Below are 17901 nucleotides of genomic sequence, written 5' to 3' on the forward strand. Positions count from 1 at the left end.
AAAAAAATAAATCTACAAGAACTAAAATATCTTGTGGAGAAATATAAGATGTTGATGACAGTCAGGGCAGTCTATTGTTTTTAAATGAAAATATATTTTTTTTATGGATACTCGTCTATCCATTCTGAATGCTGGTCGGTGATACTTTCAATTTTATATTTAATGAACTGATATAAAGAAGAATTTCGTATCACCATGGTTTGCGGGCCACCAGAGAACGGTCGGAACCGTAACCGGGGGCTTTTTTTACTCATGGTCTGAAGTCTGGGTCTGCCTGTGTCCGTATCAAAACATCCACCGGTATATTCTGTCGGAACTTCAGATCCTTAATGTCCGGTTTCTATCCTATATAGTATATAATTTTTTCTTATTATTGATCGTATATACTGTGTGGTGTTACGTGATCAGTCACTGCCAATCCTGTCTGTATGGTAGGCGACTTCACCATGGGATCCAAGGTCCAGCCCCAGAGCCTCTTCATCTTCTTCTACCCGCAATGGACAGACACGGCGGGTCAATGCCAGTGACAGATAGGTTGCAACAGCAGATATCAGCATGCTGAAGGAAATGCCCAGTATCTGGATACCCATCTGTTCCCATATATTGCGGTCTTGTGGATACCCTGTTCCCCCCAGAAGTGATGCGGCAAAGATAACGGTAAGCAGACCGCCTGCGGCCGCACCGACGCCGTGAATTGAAAACACATCAAACGCATCATCAAATCCGAACCGTTTTTTCAGGTTGTTGACTGACCACAGGCAGGCAATGCTTGTTATTATGCCGATTGCCAGGGCTGCCATGGGGGCAACATATCCACATGCCGGTGTAATCCCCACCAGTCCGGCTATGGTGCCGGAAATAATGCCCAGAGTACTGGGACGACCGTGGTACCGCCATTCAGCAAAACACCAGCCAATCGCTCCACCAGCGCCGCCGATCAGGGTATTCAGCATTAACAGGATACTCAGTCCACTGATCGCGTAATTACAGCCGCCACAAAAAGCCAGCCAGCCCACAAAAAGCAGGCATCCCCCTGTATAGGTCATGCTGACATCATGGGGCGCCATATTCGTGGTGCCCAGTCCCTGCCGCTTACCCAGCATGATGGCGGCAACCAGTCCGGCCATGCCAGCATTGAGGTGGACGACATTGCCCCCGGCAAAATCCAGTATGTCCAGGGGGGCAATCCATCCCCCACCCCACGCCATATGGGCCATGGGTATGTAATCAATGAAAAACCATAGTGATATGAATATGATAAAAGCACCGAACCGCATGCGTTCAGCTACGGCCCCGACAATGATCCCGATAGTTATGGTCGCAAACAGGGCCATGAACAGGCAGTAAAGATATTCGGGCAGGCTGCCTACCGCGCTTTCCACTGTAATGCCCTGCAGGAATACCTTGTCAAACCCGCCTACGACCGGCTGCCATGGACCTTTACAGAATATGAGCGAGTAGCCAGCAATCATCCACAGGGCAATAATGAATACCCCGGATGAAAATACCTGTGTCAGAACGGACAGGACATTCTTGCTGCGTGCCATTCCCCCATAAAACAGGGCCAGCCCTGGCAGCAGCATCAGCATGACCACGAAACTGCACGTCGCCACGAATGTGGTGTCAGCCAGGTTGTAAGCATGATCAGGTTGGGCCGTGCTGGCATTCCCCATCGTCGGGAGCAGAACAGAAATAAGGAATGCATGGGAAAACAAAACGATATGTCGATGGTATGCCATGTCATGACCTGCATGTATGCCGGGGGCTGTTTATGTTTCGTGGTGTGGCGGGATCGACAGCACGGGTTCGGGGTCGCGTTCGCGTAGCCGCAGGCCGCCATTGTCCTGTATCCCGCGTCGGTACAGGCACATCAGCAACGCAAGCACAATTGCCGACAGGGCGATAAGCTGTTCACGCCGTCCACCATATCCGACCAGGGACGGATTGCAGAACCCGACGACAAGCATGGAAATATTGAACAGTGTCAGTACTCCGGCCACGCCGATCATGCGCCATGGCGGTGTACAGCCACTGCCGCGCTTGGCGTAATGCAGGCGTATGAAGCCACTCAACGCCAGGATGATACACAGGATATAGCCAACATTCCCCGCAAATATGATGCCGGTTATATCGGATATGAAAAATACGATGAACAGGTTGATGATCAGGTCTATGGTCATGGCGCGTCCCGGCACGCCCTTTTCATTAATGGAGTCCAGCTGCCTGACTGTCAGGCCACGCGCGGCCAGCCCGTGCAGGGCGCGGCTGGAACCGGAAATGGCAGACCCCATGGCGACAAACTGCGCCAGGCACATGACGGGAATGGCGATATTGGCAAGGCCGGGTCCGATAATCCGGTTGAGGATATCAACGTAGAACCCGATCGGATCAGCATTGATCGCGGCCTCCCCTTCCGTTGCCGGCAGCATGACGCAGCTCAGGATGGTAATGCCGATTACCAGGATGGAGGAAACCAGCAGGGCCAGACGGATATGGAACCGGGGGTTATGGTATTCCGGCGCAAATGTGGCGCACAGTTCCGTGCCATACGTTGTCCATGACGCGATGAACGACCACACCAGCATGGCCTGAAAGAATGTGAATGCGGATGTATGCGGCAGGTGCCAGTGCAGGTCATGAAAATTGAGCCTGACCGTAAAAAATGGCCCGACAAGGCAGATCACCGCCATGATTCCCAGCAGGCAGCTTGCAATCCGGTTGATGGAGGCGACAAGCCGGACACCACGTATATTGATCGCGAAAACCATCACCATCATCAGGCCCGCGATACAGTGGGGCAACCCGATTTCGTTTCCCAGCAGGTGAACCGTGCCGGTCCACGTCGGAAACCATTGCGCCTGTGCAAGTCGGCCGATCTGCAATCCGTTGACGGCCAGTGAAAAACTCCAGCCGGTCCAGTAGCCAAAAATTGCAATGGCGCCCAGCGGAGTGGCGTCCCGCCGCCATGCCTGATGCGCAAATGCCCCGATGCCACCCGAACATCCGGGTAGCGCCAGGGCCATGTCTGCAAAAATCATGTTCTGCGCCAGCGCGATCAGGCTGGTCATGCACCATATGGCCAGCGCGCCCCATGCCCCCAGCGGGCCGATTTCAAGACCGATAAGACAAAATGTAGTAATCGGCGGTCCCAGGGACAGCAGGACACCGTCACTCCATTTCAGGGATTGAATATAGCCATTCGTCTTTGGTGAACTCATGCCGTTATTGTCCCAAAATGTCGTGACGGACCCGGTCCTGAATGCCAATGGTCATCCGCGCGGGATCAGATGGCAGCTCCCACGCGCAGGCCGTCGTAAACCGCTTCTTCTGCGGTCCGGGGCGCCAGACTGTCACCAATTATATGGATATCGGGCACAATGCCCCGTGCCACGCTTTCCAGTCCCGTCACGGATGCATGCCCCGTGGCGAGTACCAGCGTGTCCACATCGTTTACCATTATCGGTTCATTCGTGATGACATGCTGCAGGAACACCGTACTGTCATCATGTCCGAAAAGCCGGACCAGCGGCATGATGCCGATTTCCTGACGGGCAAGTACTCCCAGCAGGTCATCACGCACATAGGGCGGTAGCTGGGCCGCGGCATGATGGACCGTGGTGGCAAGCTGGACATCATGACCACGGACCGCCAGGGCTTCCGCAATGCCCGGACCGATCCAGTCACCGCGCCAGTCAACTACGATGACCCGGCGACCGGGATTGATTTCACGCCTGAGAATCTGCCATGCATCGGCAACCTGCATGTCCCCCGCTGCCTCATAAGGCGGCCGGAACGGAATGGCGCCGGTTGCGACGATAAGGGTATCAGGACGCTCTGCCGCCAGCACATCACCCGTAAGCGGCGTATTCAGGACGACCTTCACGCCAGCCAGTTCAATTTCACGCGCCAGATTGGTTATGATGCCACCAAATTCCGCCCGGCGCGGCAGTTCCTGGGCCAGGCGGGCCTGCCCACCCAACTGGCCAGCCGCTTCGAACAGTGTCACGTCATGCCCGCGTTTTGCGGCTGTGACCGCAGCCTTCATGCCGGCGGGGCCGCCACCCGCGATGAACACACGTCGGGTTTTTTCCACCGGGGCAAGGTTGCCATAAACCTCTTCGCGGCCCGTTTCAGGATGCTGGATACACGAAATGGGCACGCCAAGCTGGAAATGCCCGATACAGGCCTGATTGCAGGCGATACAGGCGCGGATATCCTCGCTGTGCCCTGACTGTGCCTTTTCGGGCATGCGCGGGTCACAGATCAGCGCGCGGGTCATGCCGCACACATCTGCGGCACCCGACGCGATAATGGCGTCGGCTTCCTGCGGCTGGTTGATGCGGCCGGTGACAAAGACGGGAATGGACAGTTCAGCCTTGATACGTGACGCCGCCGGGGCGACGTAGCCCGGTGTCCATGACATGGGGGCCACAATATGCACCGCCGCTCCGGATGATGCGGATGTCCCTGTCGTGACATTGACATAATCCACCAGAGATTCCAGTTCGCGGCAGATATCGCGTACTTCGTCTGATGTCAGGCCTTCGTCATCACGTTCACTATCGCTGATACGCATGCCGATGACAAAGTCATCTCCGGTCGCGGCACGGATACCGGTCAGGATTTCACGTGCGAAACGCAGCCGGTTTTCCATTGACCCGCCATATTCATCGCCGCGCAGGTTGACGCGGGGATTGAAGAACTGTGCGGGCAGGTAGCCATGGCTTGCGACGAATTCGACCCCATCCAGCCCCGCGCGCTGCAGACGGACGGCGGCAGCGACAAATCCGTCGATAATTTCGCGTATCATGCCCGCATCCAGCGCGCGCGGTATGACATGGAATCGTTCGCTGGGTACGGCGGAAGGCGCGTAGGCGACGGTCAGCAACCCCTCATGACGTTCACATATCTCACGGCCCGGATGGAATATCTGCCCGAAGATAGTGCAGTCATGGGCATGGCAGGCTTCGGCCAGCCGGGTATAGCCTTCTATGCAGCCATCGTCGTTCGCCATCAGGATATGGGTGGTGTAACGGGCGCTTTCATGCACGCCTGCCACCTGGATCACGATCAGGCCCGCGCCCCCCGCCGCACGCGCCGCCTGATAGGCGACCAGACGGTCATTCACGGTGCCATCCGTCGGTATGGTCGTGTCATGACCGGTGGACATGATCCGGTTTTTCAGGGTCGCCCCCCGGATCTGCAACGGCTGGAACAGATTTGGAAAACTGGAGGTCATCATACGTCGTCCTGACCTACGGGTGCGGGGCTGTCCCATGCGGGCAATTTCGGTACGCCCGCTGTCTTACCGGGACGTTTCTGGAAAAGCGCTGACATCGATGATTATAACCCTCTCCACATTTAATGTTACTTTACCGAAACATGTTTGCGGGCGGAATCGAAACAGGTGAGATATGCCGATGCGGTGTAACCGGGATTATCATTCCGGTCTCGAACATAATAGGATAATATTTCCTTAAGGGGAAATTTTATTCCTGACAGTTGCGCCATCCGGGTAATATCATCGGATGACATTGCCTATCCCTTATTGTGGAACAACATGCACTGCATCTGTATCGCCCACAATGTTGCTTTTACGGAACATTATGGGTGGAAGTGTTTATCACATGGTATGGAAATCGACATATCCGGCCCTGATGGATTTTTCCCGGTATGACGGCTAGCAATCCAGCGTGACCTGCCGTTCCCATTCGGACAGATGGCTGCAATAGGCGTTCCATTCCGACATTTTCAGGTGAATATACGGATCGACCAGTCCGTCCCCCAACAGGCCGCGTATAGCCTTGCACGTATCCAGCGCCCGTACCGCATCCAGCAGGTTCAGGGGTAGCTTCTTGGCGTCCCGGATCGTGTGGCCTTCGGTATACATGTTGATATCAAGTGGTTTTCCCGGGTCCAGCCTGCGCTCCAGCCCATCCAGCCCGGCGGCCAGCAGGGACGCCTGCAACAGGTAAGGATTGGCCGCCCCATCGGGCAGGCGCATCTCAAAACGCCCCTTGCCCGGCACACGGATCATATGGGTGCGGTTGTCGCCCGCATAGGTCACGGAATTGGGTGACCATGTTGCACCCGAAACGGTACGTGGCGCATTGATCCGCTTGTATGAATTCACGACGGGGTTGAGGAACGCGCACAGCGCATCCGCATTTTCAATCAGGCCGCCGACAAAATGATATCCTTCCGCAGACAGGCCCAGTCCCTGCGGGTCATCGTCTGCCTGGCATACATTCGTGTCCCCTTTCCAAAGGGAAATATGGGCATGACACCCACTGCCGGTCAGGTTCATGAAGGGCTTGGGCATGAACGTCGCCCGCAGCCCGTGCTTTTCGGCAATGGAACGCGCCATGAATTTGAAAAAGACGTGGCGGTCTGCCGTTACCAGGGCTTCATCGAATATCCAGTTCATCTCGAACTGGCCATTCGCGTCCTCATGGTCGTTCTGGTATGGCTCCCAGCCCAGATGCAGCATGGCGTCGCATATTTCGGTAATTACGTCATACCGCCGCATAAGGGCGGATGCGTCGTAACAGGACTTGGGCGCATTGTCATGTGGATCGCCAATGGCCTGTCCATCAGGGGTCAGCAGGAAAAACTCACACTCAACCCCCGTCTTGACCGTAAGGCCCATTTTCGCAGCACGCGCGATCATGCGGCGCAATGTGTTGCGAGGTCCCTGTTCGATTAACTGGCCATGCATTTTCAGGTCGGATGCAAGCCAGCCAACTTCCGGTTTCCATGGCAGCTGGATCAGGGTGGAGGAGTCAGGCATGGCGACAAGGTCAGGGTCAGCCGGGGAAAGCTGGAACGCCGCGGCAAATCCGGCAAAGCCCGCCCCCTTTTCCTGCATGCCCCGGATGGCTGACGCCGGGACCAGCTTGGCCCGCTGCGCGCCGGACAGGTCCGTATAGGAAATGAGGAAATAGTTTATGCCCCGCTTTTCGGCCTCGGCAGCAAGATCGACAGGCGTGCGTTCCTTGGTAACATCTTGAACCATCACCAGAATATCCGTATTCAGTATATTTGAAAAAACACGAAAAGGAGCGTCCCCATCAGAAGACGCCCCTTATGGTTTCAGAACCCCTGCTTGCCCGGGTACCACTCCGTTCCCGCCAGCGGGATGCGGGTCATGGCGGCCGCTTCCATCGTCAGGGCGACAAGGTCTTCCGGCTCAAGATTATGAAGATGGCTTTTTCCGCATGCCCGTGCGATCGCCTGTGCTTCCATGGTCATGACGGACAGGTAATTGGCAATCCGCCGCCCTCCCAGGATCGGGTCAAGGCGCGCAGCCAGTTCGGGATCCTGCGTGGTGATGCCAGCCGGGTCGCGCCCGTCCTGCCAGTCATCATAGGCGCCGGGAACCGTGCCCAGCCTGGCGTATTCTTCCGCCAGGTCGGGGCTCTGGTCCCCCAGCGCAATCAGGGCCGCGGTCCCGATGGCTACGGCATCCGCCCCCAGCGCCAGCGCCTTGGCCATGTCCGCGCCACTACGGATGCCGCCAGATACGATCAACTGCACCTTGCGGTGCATGCCCAGGTCCTGCAACGCCTGCACGGCCGGACGGATGGCCGCAAGGATGGGCAGGCCGACATGTTCGATGAACACTTCCTGGGTTGCCGCCGTGCCGCCCTGCATGCCATCCAGCACCACCACATCCGCGCCAGCCTTTACCGCAAGCGAGACGTCGTAATAGGGACGGCTGGCCCCGACCTTGATATAGATGGGCTTTTCCCACGCCGTGATCTCACGCAGTTCCTCGATCTTGATTTCAAGGTCGTCCGGCCCGGTCCAGTCCGGATGGCGGCAGGCGGAACGCTGGTCGATGCCTTCGGGCAGGTCGCGCATCTTTGCGACACGCCTGGAAATCTTCTGCCCCAGCAGCATGCCGCCGCCGCCGGGTTTGGCCCCCTGCCCCACCACTACCTCGATTGCATCCGCGCGGCGCAGGTCGTCGGGATTCATGCCGTAGCGTGAGGGCAGGTACTGGTAAACAAGGGTGGAAGAATGCCCACGCTCTTCCGGTGTCATGCCGCCGTCGCCTGTGGTGGTGGAAGTGCCCACGGCACTTGCCCCGCGTCCCAGTGCTTCCTTGGCCTGCGCGGACAGTGCGCCAAAGGACATGCCAGCGATCGTGACCGGTGTTTTCAGGCGGATGGGTTTCCTGGCAAACCGCGTGCCCAGCACGACATCCGTGTCGCAGCGTTCCCGGTAGCCTTCCAGCGGATAGCGTGAGACGGAGGCACCGAGAAACAGCAGGTCATCGAAATGGGGCAGTTTGCGCTTGGTGCCTGCGCCACGGATGTCATAGATCCCGGTGGCGGCGGCGCGCTGGATTTCGGAAATGGTGAACGGGTCGAATGTTGCGGAAAAACGCGGCTTCGTACGCGGAATCTTTTTAGTGTTGTCTGTCATGGTGGCCTCAGTACGCCGCGGCGTTATCAACATGGAAATGGTACAGGCGACGTGCGGAACCGTAGAGACGGAAGCTGTCCGCCGGGTATTCGGTCATGCCCGCGCTTTCCAGCAGGGACTGCAGCAGCGCGATGTCTTCTGCGGTCATGGCCTTTTCCTCGCAGTCCGCGCCCAGGCTTTTTACTTCGCCGCGTACGAAGATTTTCGCTTCATACAGGCTGTCCCCCAGTGCTTCCCCCGCGTCACCGCATACGACCAGTGTGCCGGACTGCGCCATGAAGGCGCTCATATGCCCGACCGAACCGCGTACCACGATATCGATGCCCTTCATCGATATGCCGCATCGCGCCCCGGCATCCCCATCGATCACCAGCAGCCCGCCATGGCCCGTAGCACCTGCTGCCATGCTGGCATTGCCCCGCACGTGGGTGCGGCCACTCATCATGTTTTCAGCCACGCCGGGACCGGCATTGCCGTCAATGGTAATATTGGCGTGCTGGTTCATGCCGGCCGCATAATAACCGGCCTGTCCGTCAATCAGGACGTCAATCGGGGTGGTCAGGCCAACGGCCAGGGCGTGGCGGCCACGCGGGTTGCGGATGGCCCACGCCCCTGTTGCGTCCTCGCTCTGTAACTGGCTGTTGGCTTCGCGCAGGGTGCACCGGGCCAGATCGATTTCCTGCATGTTGCTCATGCTGCGTGTTCCCAGTGATAGACGCGCTGTGGTTCTGGTTCAAAAACGGTTGCATTCTCTATGCCCGGAAGCTGGGCGAACGCACGGTATTCGGACGCGAAGGCGACATAGTCATCCGTTTCCGCAATGACGGCGGGCTTGCACGCCACGGGGTCGCGCAGGACTGCAAACCCGTCCCGGGTGCCCACGACAAAGGTGTAGAAGCCATCAAGGTCGGCAAGGGAGGCTGTCAGGGCTTCATCCAGCCTCTCCCCGCGCGACAGGCGCCACGACAGGTAGCCTGCTGCTACTTCCGAGTCATTTTCGGTGGCGAATTCCAGCCCCTCGCGCACCAGCTGGCGGCGCAGGGTGTTATGGTTGGACAGCGAACCATTATGCACCAGGCACTGGTCCGGCCCGGTTGAAAACGGGTGCGCGCCAGCAGTCGTTACGGCTGATTCCGTCGCCATGCGGGTGTGCCCGATGGCGTGGGTGCCCCCCATGCCCGCAAGGTCGAAACGGGTCGCGACATCTTCGGGCAGGCCCACACCTTTATACAGTTCGATGCTGTCGCCGCTGGAAACGAACGCGACCCCGTGGCCGAAGGATGAAATGAACTGGCGTACGGCTTTTTCATGTTCGGTTGGCAAGGTGATGACCATGTGATCATTGCGAAAGATCACCGCGATACCGGGACCGGCGATATCCGCCAGCCCCTTTTCAAAGGTCGCGACCTGTTCAGGGGCAAGGTCACGTACCGTAATCTTGGTCTGCCCGTGGTGCGCGCCGCCATAAACGGCAAAACCGGCGCTGTCGGGACCACGCTCCGTCATGACCTTCAGCATCTGGGACGTCAGCCGTCCGAGTTCAGGTTGAAGCGCGGGATTTTTCAGAAATAACCCAACGATGCCACACATCGTTATTCTCCGCCGAGAGAGGAAAGGATGCGATCATCAAGCGCACATCCCGTCGGAGTGTCAACTTAAAAGAACAAAACTTTCTTTTTAAGAAATGTTGTAATCAGTCCTCCTGCCGTGGATACACGATAATCGACAGATAATTCATGGGTTTCTCGATCAGCAGTTCCGGTCCATGCGGTGCCTGGCAGTCAAACAGCAGGGTATCGCCCGGCCCCATTTCATAGGATTCGTTACCATGACGGTAAAGAACGCGTCCGCTGAGCATGTAGATGATCTCCACCCCCTGATGGCGGAAACTTGTATAGGGCCTGGCGTCCTCATGCAGGGTGATGAGATAGGGCTCAACCACCGTGCTGCCGCCCAGCAGGTGCCCAAGCAACTGGTATTCATGCCCCGCCTTCGTGCCCCGGCGTTCAATGACAACGCCCTTCCCGGCCTTGACGAAGGAGCAGTCGCGCTGTTCTTCAAATGTGGCGAATAGCTGGCTCAGGGGCACATTCAGCGCCCGGCCCACTGATTGCAGCGTGGAAAGTGAGGGAGAAATCTGCCCGTTTTCAATTTTTGACAGCATGCCCAGCGATATGCCCGCACTGCTGGCCAGGTCAGCCCCCGTCAGTTCGGCCCGCCGCCGCAGAAGCCGGATCTGCGCACCCAGCGATTCCTCCAGCGTCAGTTCACGGACCGGTCCTGCGGACGATCCGGTGGTCAGGTCGGCCGTGGCCTTTTCGGTTCGGGACTTGCGGGGTGCGGCCATGCATGCTCTCCAGGAAACGCAAAAATCAGGACAGGACGTCCATCTGATCGGCAAAGGCAGGAAAATAGCCTGCCAGTTCGCCAAGTGTCTGCTCTATAAGAACAGTCCGGAGTGATTTAGCAAAATCCAGCGGCAGGCGTCCGAATTCCCGCCGCCGCGCCACCAGTGTCAGCCGCCGCCGGAATGCGCCCGCCGGCAGCCTGTGGCATGTCAGCCCGCAACTGCCGTCAAACCCCGCTTCATACAGGCAGAGTGGCGTTGTGATGGCTATGCCCCCCAGCCTGCAGGCGGCCAGCACCCCCTCCGGCCGGTCGAATTCCTGACCATAGGGTATGTCCAGCTTCAGCCGTCGCAGGTAGCGTTCGATTTCGTTGCCCGTGCGTGAGCGCAGCGAAAACCGCACAAAGGGTCGGGCGGCGAAAAAGGCGGGCAGGTCCTTTACCGCCGTTGGCGGGTGTACGCCTTCGGGGCACAGCAGCATGTAAGGTTCCTCAAACAGCGGCCAGCGTTCGAGGTCCGCGATGTCTTCAAGGTCGTCGACGCTGAGGATGAAATCGATCTGGCGGGTCAACAGGGCAGCGGCGTGGGATTCGGTCAGGCCGGCATGTACAACCAGACGGTCCACGCGCGCGCGCATGAAGCTGGAGACTTCTCCCATTACGGCACGTGACAGGGAATCGACCACGCCAATCCGCAGCAGGTGGACCCTTCCTGATCGCATTTCCTGCAGGCGGGCGGCAATCTGCCGCATCTCGACCATAAGTCCGGTGGCATACTGGCGCAGCACCGTGCCGGCGGTTGTCAGCACCATGGGGCGCACCCCCCGGTCAAACAGCCGCGTGCCCACGCGTTTTTCCAGATCGGCGATCGTCTGTGATACGGCGGGCTGGGTTATGCCCAGCATGCGCCCGGCCGCCGCCATGCTGCCATTATCGCACACGGCCAGAAAGACGTTCAGTGCGGAAAGATCGAACGGTGGAACATGAAGCGCCATCACACCATACCATAAGAAAAATTTATAATGTTTCTATCAAGAAACCATCTAGCATGGATTTCAGTAACGGATTGAAGATTTCGTAATGAAAAATGATCGTTATTCCATTTTTTCCCTGCTGCGGGAAACATTGCGCGGCCAGACCGGCTGGAAACCCGTATGGCGTGATGCCGCCCCCCAGGCCAGTTATGATGTCGTGATCGTGGGCGGCGGCGGCCATGGCCTGGCCACCGCCTATTACCTTGCGCGGCGTTATGGCATCCGCCGGGTGGCGGTTGTGGAAAAAGGCTGGATCGGCAACGGTAATATCGGCCGCAATACGACAATCATCCGTTCGAATTACCTGCTGTCGGGCAACGTGCCCTTTTACGAATGTTCCATGAAGCTGTGGGAAGGGCTGGAACAGGACATCAATTACAACGCCATGGTCAGCCAGCGTGGCGTGCTCAACCTTTTCCATAATGATGCCCAGCGCAACGCCTATATCCGCCGTGGCAACGCCATGCGGCTGCATGGGGTGGATGCACAGATTCTGGATGTGGAGGCGGTACGCCGCAGGCTGCCGTTCCTGAATTATGACGCGGCGCGTTTTCCCATACGTGGTGGCCTGCTGCAGAAGCGTGGCGGCACCGTCCGTCATGATGCCGTGGCATGGGGATATGCCCGCGCGGCCGACCGGCTGGGCGTGGACATCATCCAGAACTGCGAGGCTACTGGCATCCGCATGCGCGAGGGCCGTGTCGTGGGAGTCGAGACATCACGTGGTTTTATCGGCGCGGGACGCGTCGGGCTGTCCTGCGCGGGCAATTCGTCGCGTGTCGCGGCCATGGCCGGGCTGCGCCTGCCGATCGAAAGCCATGTACTGCAGGCCTTTGTCAGCGAAGGGCTGAAACCCTTCATTGACTGTGTGGTGACGTTTGGCGCGGGACATTTCTATATCAGCCAGTCCGACAAGGGCGGCCTGGTCTTTGGTGGCGATATCGATGGCTACAATTCCTATGCCCAGCGCGGGAACATGCCGGTCATCGAGGATGTATGCGAAGGCGGCATGGCGCTCATGCCCCGGATCGGCCGTGTGCGCCTGCTGCGCCACTGGGCGGGACTGATGGACATGACCATGGATGGCAGCCCCATCATCGACAGGACACCGGTGGACAATCTCTATCTCAATGCCGGGTGGTGTTACGGCGGGTTCAAGGCGACACCCGCATCGGGCCTGTGTTTCGCCCATCTGATCGCCCGCGACGAACCCCATCCGGTGGCTAAGGCATTCAGGCTGGACCGGTTTGGCCGCGGGGCCGTGATTGATGAAAAAGGCATGGGCGCGCAGCCCAATCTGCACTGAGGTTCCAATGCGTCTGAACTGTCCCTGCTGCGGACCACGCGGCGTTGAAGAATTTACCTATCGGGGCGACGCCACGGTCCGCCGCCCTGCCCCCGATGCTGCTGCGTCGGACTGGGTCGATTATGTCTACCTGCGTGACAACCCGGCGGGCTGGCACCGTGAACTGTGGTACCACGCCGCTGGCTGCCACGCATGGCTGGTTGTCACCCGTGACACACGCACCCATGAAATCGCCGATGTGGCCCGTGCAGTCGATATCGCACGTCAGGATAGGGAAAATGCGGGGTCATGACACTGTTTGGCAAGAAAATGACTGCCGCCACGCGCACGGGCGGTGGCAATGGCATTGATCCGGCGCGGGTCATCCATTTCACCTTTGATGGCGTGCGTTATCCCGCCCATCCGGGTGATACGCTGGCAGCCGCCCTGCTGGCCAACGGGCAGCGACTGGTGGGGCGGTCGTTCAAGTATCACCGTCCCCGTGGCGTCCTGTCGGCAGGCCCCGAAGAACCCAACGCCCTGATGGAACTGCGCACCGGCGCGCGGCGTGAACCCAACAGCCGCGCTACCGTGACCGAGGTGTATGACGGGCTGGAGGCATGCAGCCAGAACCGCTGGCCATCGCTGCGCATGGATGCGCTGGGGGTAAACGGCCTGTTTTCACCCATCTTTACGGCCGGGTTCTATTACAAGACCTTTATGTGGCCTGCCCCATTCTGGGAAAAGGTGTATGAACCTCTTATCCGCCGGGCCGCGGGGCTGGGGCGTGCGGCGGATGAAGCAGACCCGGACCTGTATGAAAAAGCTACCACCTTCTGCGATGTGCTGGTGGTGGGTAGTGGCCCCGCAGGGCTGGCAGCTGCCCTTGCTGCGGGGCAGTCGGGTGCGCGGGTCGTCCTGTGTGAACAGGACAGCGTGACCGGCGGCAGGCTTCGGGCGGAGCGGAACGAACTGGATGGCGTGCCGGGCTGGCAATGGGCGCGGCAGGCAATGGACAGTTTGCGCCAGATGCCCGAAGTGCGCATCATGACGCGCACCTGCGTTTTCGGGGCGTATGATGGCGGGACTTATGGCGCGCTGGAACGTGTGGCCGACCATGTCGCCACCCCTGCTGCGGGGCAGCCGCGCCAGCGCCTGTGGCGTATCGTGGCGGGGCGCTGCATTGTTGCCAGCGGCGGGATCGAACGCCCCATGGTGTTTCCGGGCAATGACCGTCCGGGCATCATGCTGGCTGGCGCGGTGCGCACTTACATCAACCGCTTTGGCGTGGTCCCGGGACGGCGTGCCGTTATCCATACCAATAATGATGATGGCCTGCGCACGGCAATGGATCTGGTTCATGCCGGGGCGGTGGTCGCCGCCATTGTCGATACGCGGGACACGGAAACCGCGCTGGCCCGGCAGGTTGCGCAGGAAAGCGGGGCCAGGCTGTTCACTGGCGGGGCGATTGCCGCAACATACGGACGGCTGGGGGTACATGCCGCCGCCATCCGTGACCGTTCGGGCAGGGTGCGGCACGTCCCGTGCGACCTGATCGCCATGTCGGGCGGATGGAACCCGGAACTGAGCCTGACGACACATCACGGTGCAAAACCGTCCTACAACGCGGAACTCTGCGCGTTCGTCCCCACCACCTTTCCGCCAGGCATGCAGGCGGCGGGTGTTGCCAATGGGGCCTTCACGACTGCGGACTGCCTGCGCGAAGGAGCCAGACAGGGACAGGACGCAGCGGCGGCATGCGGGTTTGCCGCTGAACCGCCAGCCCTGCCTGTTGTGGACGCGGAAAGTTACGGCATTGTATCCCTCCAGCCCCTGCCCCACGACCAGTCGGGAAAGGATGGCAAGGCCTTCATCGATTTCCAGAACGACGTGACAGCCAGGGATGTGAAGCTGGCGGCATTGGAAGGCTTCCGCAGTGTCGAGCACCTCAAGCGGTACACCACACTTGGAATGGCGACCGATCAGGGCAAGACGGCCAACGTCAATGGCCTTGTGCAACTGGCGCAGCAGACCGGTCGCAGTATTGCTCAGACGGGCACCACCATGTTCCGTCCCCCCGTGCAGCCCGTGGCCATCGGCGCCGTCGCGGGCGCGCATACCGGCACGCATTTCAGGCCCGACCGCCTGACCCCCACCCATGAATGGGCGCGCCAGCAGGGCGCGGTCTTTACGGCCAACGGCATATGGCATCGCGCGCAGTGGTTTGCGCAACCGGGTGAAGGCCACTGGCGCGATACCGTCAACCGGGAGGTCCGGACCGTCCGCACGGCTGTCGGGTTCTGTGATGTCACCACGCTGGGCAAGATCGATATCCAGGGGCCGGATGCCGCGACATTCCTTGAACGGCTGTATGTCAACGGGTGGCAGAAGCTGCCGGTAGGCCGCGCACGCTACGGTCTCATGCTGCGTGAAGACGGCTTTGCCTTTGACGATGGCACCACGGCGCGACTGGGACCGCAGCATTATGTCATGACCACGACCACCGCGCATGCGGGCACGGTCATGCAGCATATGGAACTGTGCCACCAGTGGCTGTGGCCGGAACTGGATGTCCACTTCATATCCGTGACTGACGAATGGGCGCAGCTGGCCATTGCCGGACCGCGTTCGCGCGAGGTGCTGCGCCATGTCGTCGATCCGGATTTCGACCTGTCGCATGAAGCCTTCGGGTATATGGGGGCGGCGGACATCACGATATGTGGCGGACAGGCGGCGCGTCTGTTTCGCCTGTCCTTCTCCGGTGAACTGGCCTTTGAGCTTGCGGTGCCCGCCCGTTATGGCGACGCGCTGGCCCGCCTGTTAATGAAGGTGGGCGCGCCTTACGGCATCACCCCCTACGGGACCGAGGCACTGGGGGTCATGCGTATTGAAAAGGGCCATCCCGCCGGACCTGAACTGAATGGCCAGACCACGGCGCATGATCTGGGAATGGGGCAGATGCTGTCCAGCAGGAAGGACTTCATCGGGCGCACCATGGCCATGCGCCCTGCCCTGACGGATGCGGCCCGCCCCACGCTGGTCGGTCTGCGCCCGGTCAATCCATCTGATGAACTTGTGGCCGGCAGTCACCTGCTTCCCCGTGGTGCCGAACCTACGGGGGCGCATGACCAGGGGTGGATATCGTCCGCCGCATGGTCGCCCACGCTGGATGGCTGGATCGCGCTGGGTTTCCTGTCGAATGGTCCGGCACGCCATGGCGAGACGATCATGGTCCATAACCCGCTGGCCGACAGTGTCATCGCGGCGACGGTAGGTTCACCCATATTCCTTGATCCTGAGGGAGCACGCCTGCATGTCTGATATCCTGCCCGCCATCGCCCCCGTTCCGTCAGGTGTCTTTACGCCGCCCACCGGGATACACGCCGCGCGTATCACCATCGCGTCCGGGCCGTCCCGCCAGCTTGTCAGCCTGCAATGCGGCCCGGAAGTGCGTGCAGTGGTTCAGGCGGCCCTGAAGGCAGCATATGGTGTGGAACTGCCCGAGACCCCTGCGGCCATTACGGGCCATGACGGGATATGCTTCATATGGTCGGGAGCGGACCAGTGGCTGGTCAGCGCCCCGGACGGGCAGCCTGATCTTGCCACCGCCCTGCGCAACCTTACCCGGTCTCATGCAGCCATTACGCGGCAGGGCGACGGGCGCGCCATAGTGCGGGTCAGTGGACCGGATGCGCGCGCGATCCTGTCCAAGCTCATTCCCATCGACCTGCATCCACGGATGTTTGGCCCGGGCAGTACGGCGCTGACCCTTGCGGGGCACGTTCCTGTCCAGATCCTGCAGCAGGATATGGTGCCTACATACGATATTTTCGTTTTCCGCAGCCTTGCGCACAGTCTTCACCACGATCTTTGCCACGCGGCATGTGGCGGCGTGCCTTTATCGGAAATCTCATCATGACCAGCAATGTCAATACAACCTATATTGTTACCATAAGCTGTCCCAACCGGCCCGGCATTGTCGCGGGCATAAGTCACGGCCTGGCCGAACTGGGGGCGAACATTACCGAAGCCCAGCAGTTTGACGAGACGGAAAGCAGGCAGTTTTTCATGCGTATCGTTTTTGAAATACCGCAAGATGCTACGGACAGGTCGGTACTGGAAAACGAATTCAGCCGTCTGGCCCGCGAATTTTCAATGTCCTGGTCGCTGACGACCACAAATGTGCGCCCGAAAGTCCTGATACTGGTTTCCCGGTTTGACCACTGTCTGGTGGATCTGCTGTATCGCTGGCGCATCGGGGAACTGGCGATTGACCCTGTGGGGATCATTTCCAACCATCCGCGTGAGATTTACAGGCATCTGGATTTTGACGGCATTCCCTTCCATCACCTGCCCATCACACCCGTGACCAAACCGGAACAGGAAGCCCGCATCATCCAGATCATGGACGAAAGCGGTGCCGAACTGGTTGTGCTGGCGCGTTACATGCAGATCCTGTCCAATGAACTTTCGTGCAGGCTGTCCGGGCGGTGCATCAACATCCATCATTCCTTCCTGCCGGGTTTCAAGGGGGCCCGTCCCTATCACCAGGCCTTTGCCCGTGGCGTCAAGCTGATCGGAGCGACAGCGCATTATGTGACAAGCGACCTTGATGAAGGGCCGATCATTGAACAGGATGTCGAACGTATTTCCCACGCTGATACCCCTGATGACCTTGTGCGCAAGGGACGTGACATTGAACGGCGCGTTCTGGCCCGTGCCGTCCGGTACCATATTGAACGGCGCGCCATCATGAACGGGCACAAGACAATCGTATTCACGTCCTGAACCAGTACCGCCCTGATA

The 17901-nt window shown here is 59.3% G+C and carries 14 protein-coding genes; 5 read left to right on the forward strand and 9 right to left on the reverse strand.

The window, feature by feature from the left end; genetic code table 11:
* Nucleotides 1-404: 404 nt before the first annotated feature.
* The 9 genes from MSKU9_RS03575 to MSKU9_RS03615 form a co-directional block, all read right to left on the reverse strand.
* A complete protein-coding gene (locus MSKU9_RS03575) occupies nt 405-1613 on the reverse strand; it encodes an ammonium transporter (RefSeq protein ID WP_264371836.1) in 1209 nt (402 codons plus the stop codon).
* 156 nt (nt 1614-1769) lie between these two features.
* Nucleotides 1770-3218, reverse strand: coding sequence for an APC family permease (locus MSKU9_RS03580; RefSeq protein ID WP_141259970.1), 1449 nt, complete (start codon nt 3216-3218; stop codon nt 1770-1772).
* Nucleotides 3219-3283: 65 nt separating this feature from the next.
* The gene (locus MSKU9_RS03585; protein WP_227002358.1) at nt 3284-5242 is read right to left on the reverse strand and encodes an oxidoreductase; all 1959 of its coding nucleotides are present in this window, start codon (nt 5240-5242) and stop codon (nt 3284-3286) included.
* 438 nt (nt 5243-5680) lie between these two features.
* On the reverse strand, nt 5681-7015 hold the full coding sequence (gene glnT, locus MSKU9_RS03590) for a type III glutamate--ammonia ligase (protein WP_141259971.1): 1335 nt from the start codon (nt 7013-7015) through the stop codon (nt 5681-5683).
* A gap of 77 nt (nt 7016-7092) precedes the next feature.
* Nucleotides 7093-8430, reverse strand: a complete 1338-nt coding sequence (locus MSKU9_RS03595; RefSeq protein WP_141259972.1) for an FMN-binding glutamate synthase family protein — start codon at nt 8428-8430, stop codon at nt 7093-7095.
* A 7-nt stretch (nt 8431-8437) separates the two neighbouring features.
* Nucleotides 8438-9124 (reverse strand): GltB/FmdC/FwdC-like GXGXG domain-containing protein, encoded by a 687-nt coding sequence (locus tag MSKU9_RS03600; RefSeq protein ID WP_162851905.1) that lies wholly within the window; start codon nt 9122-9124, stop codon nt 8438-8440.
* Complete coding sequence (locus MSKU9_RS03605) at nt 9121-10020, reverse strand: class II glutamine amidotransferase (protein WP_141259973.1); 900 nt, start codon at nt 10018-10020, stop codon at nt 9121-9123. Before MSKU9_RS03605 ends, MSKU9_RS03600 begins: the two co-directional genes overlap by 4 nt.
* A gap of 103 nt (nt 10021-10123) precedes the next feature.
* Entirely contained in the window at nt 10124-10777 is a 654-nt protein-coding gene (locus MSKU9_RS03610; protein ID WP_141259974.1) for a helix-turn-helix domain-containing protein, read from the reverse strand.
* A 25-nt stretch (nt 10778-10802) separates the two neighbouring features.
* Nucleotides 10803-11771, reverse strand: coding sequence for a LysR family transcriptional regulator (locus MSKU9_RS03615; RefSeq protein WP_141259975.1), 969 nt, complete (start codon nt 11769-11771; stop codon nt 10803-10805).
* A gap of 85 nt (nt 11772-11856) precedes the next feature.
* Here MSKU9_RS03615 and MSKU9_RS03620 point away from each other — a divergent pair, with 85 nt between their 5' ends.
* Genes MSKU9_RS03620 through purU form a run of 5 tightly spaced genes read left to right on the forward strand, consistent with a single transcriptional unit; the run spans nt 11857 to nt 17883 of the window.
* On the forward strand, nt 11857-13116 hold the full coding sequence (locus MSKU9_RS03620; protein ID WP_141259976.1) for a sarcosine oxidase subunit beta family protein: 1260 nt from the start codon (nt 11857-11859) through the stop codon (nt 13114-13116).
* Nucleotides 13117-13123: 7 nt separating this feature from the next.
* Nucleotides 13124-13408 (forward strand): sarcosine oxidase subunit delta, encoded by a 285-nt coding sequence (locus MSKU9_RS03625; protein ID WP_141259977.1) that lies wholly within the window; start codon nt 13124-13126, stop codon nt 13406-13408.
* Entirely contained in the window at nt 13405-16416 is a 3012-nt protein-coding gene (locus tag MSKU9_RS03630; RefSeq protein WP_227002359.1) for a sarcosine oxidase subunit alpha family protein, read from the forward strand. Before MSKU9_RS03625 ends, MSKU9_RS03630 begins: the two co-directional genes overlap by 4 nt.
* Nucleotides 16409-17014, forward strand: coding sequence for a sarcosine oxidase subunit gamma (locus MSKU9_RS03635; RefSeq protein ID WP_141259978.1), 606 nt, complete (start codon nt 16409-16411; stop codon nt 17012-17014). Before MSKU9_RS03630 ends, MSKU9_RS03635 begins: the two co-directional genes overlap by 8 nt.
* Nucleotides 17011-17883, forward strand: coding sequence for a formyltetrahydrofolate deformylase (gene purU, locus MSKU9_RS03640; RefSeq protein ID WP_141259979.1), 873 nt, complete (start codon nt 17011-17013; stop codon nt 17881-17883). The genes MSKU9_RS03635 and purU overlap by 4 nt, the downstream gene beginning before the upstream one ends.
* Nucleotides 17884-17901 lie beyond the last annotated feature (18 nt).

The sequence above is a fragment of the Komagataeibacter diospyri genome, from assembly GCF_006538165.1.
In the GTDB taxonomy this organism is placed as follows: Bacteria; Pseudomonadota; Alphaproteobacteria; order Acetobacterales; family Acetobacteraceae; genus Komagataeibacter; species Komagataeibacter diospyri.

Excerpts from the sequence above, each read along its gene's own strand:
- MSKU9_RS03595 (WP_141259972.1), bottom strand. The coding sequence starts at position 8,430 with ATGACAGACAACACTAAAAAGATTCCGCGTACGAAGCCGCGTTTTTCC.
- MSKU9_RS03625 (WP_141259977.1), top strand. The coding sequence starts at position 13,124 with ATGCGTCTGAACTGTCCCTGCTGCGGACCACGCGGCGTTGAAGAATTT.
- glnT (WP_141259971.1), bottom strand. The coding sequence starts at position 7,015 with ATGGTTCAAGATGTTACCAAGGAACGCACGCCTGTCGATCTTGCTGCC.
- purU (WP_141259979.1), top strand. The coding sequence starts at position 17,011 with ATGACCAGCAATGTCAATACAACCTATATTGTTACCATAAGCTGTCCC.
- MSKU9_RS03615 (WP_141259975.1), bottom strand. The coding sequence starts at position 11,771 with ATGGCGCTTCATGTTCCACCGTTCGATCTTTCCGCACTGAACGTCTTT.
- MSKU9_RS03585 (WP_227002358.1), bottom strand. The coding sequence starts at position 5,242 with ATGATGACCTCCAGTTTTCCAAATCTGTTCCAGCCGTTGCAGATCCGG.
- MSKU9_RS03605 (WP_141259973.1), bottom strand. The coding sequence starts at position 10,020 with ATGTGTGGCATCGTTGGGTTATTTCTGAAAAATCCCGCGCTTCAACCT.
- MSKU9_RS03610 (WP_141259974.1), bottom strand. The coding sequence starts at position 10,777 with ATGGCCGCACCCCGCAAGTCCCGAACCGAAAAGGCCACGGCCGACCTG.
- MSKU9_RS03635 (WP_141259978.1), top strand. The coding sequence starts at position 16,409 with ATGTCTGATATCCTGCCCGCCATCGCCCCCGTTCCGTCAGGTGTCTTT.
- MSKU9_RS03600 (WP_162851905.1), bottom strand. The coding sequence starts at position 9,124 with ATGAGCAACATGCAGGAAATCGATCTGGCCCGGTGCACCCTGCGCGAA.
- MSKU9_RS03620 (WP_141259976.1), top strand. The coding sequence starts at position 11,857 with ATGAAAAATGATCGTTATTCCATTTTTTCCCTGCTGCGGGAAACATTG.
- MSKU9_RS03580 (WP_141259970.1), bottom strand. The coding sequence starts at position 3,218 with ATGAGTTCACCAAAGACGAATGGCTATATTCAATCCCTGAAATGGAGT.
- MSKU9_RS03630 (WP_227002359.1), top strand. The coding sequence starts at position 13,405 with ATGACACTGTTTGGCAAGAAAATGACTGCCGCCACGCGCACGGGCGGT.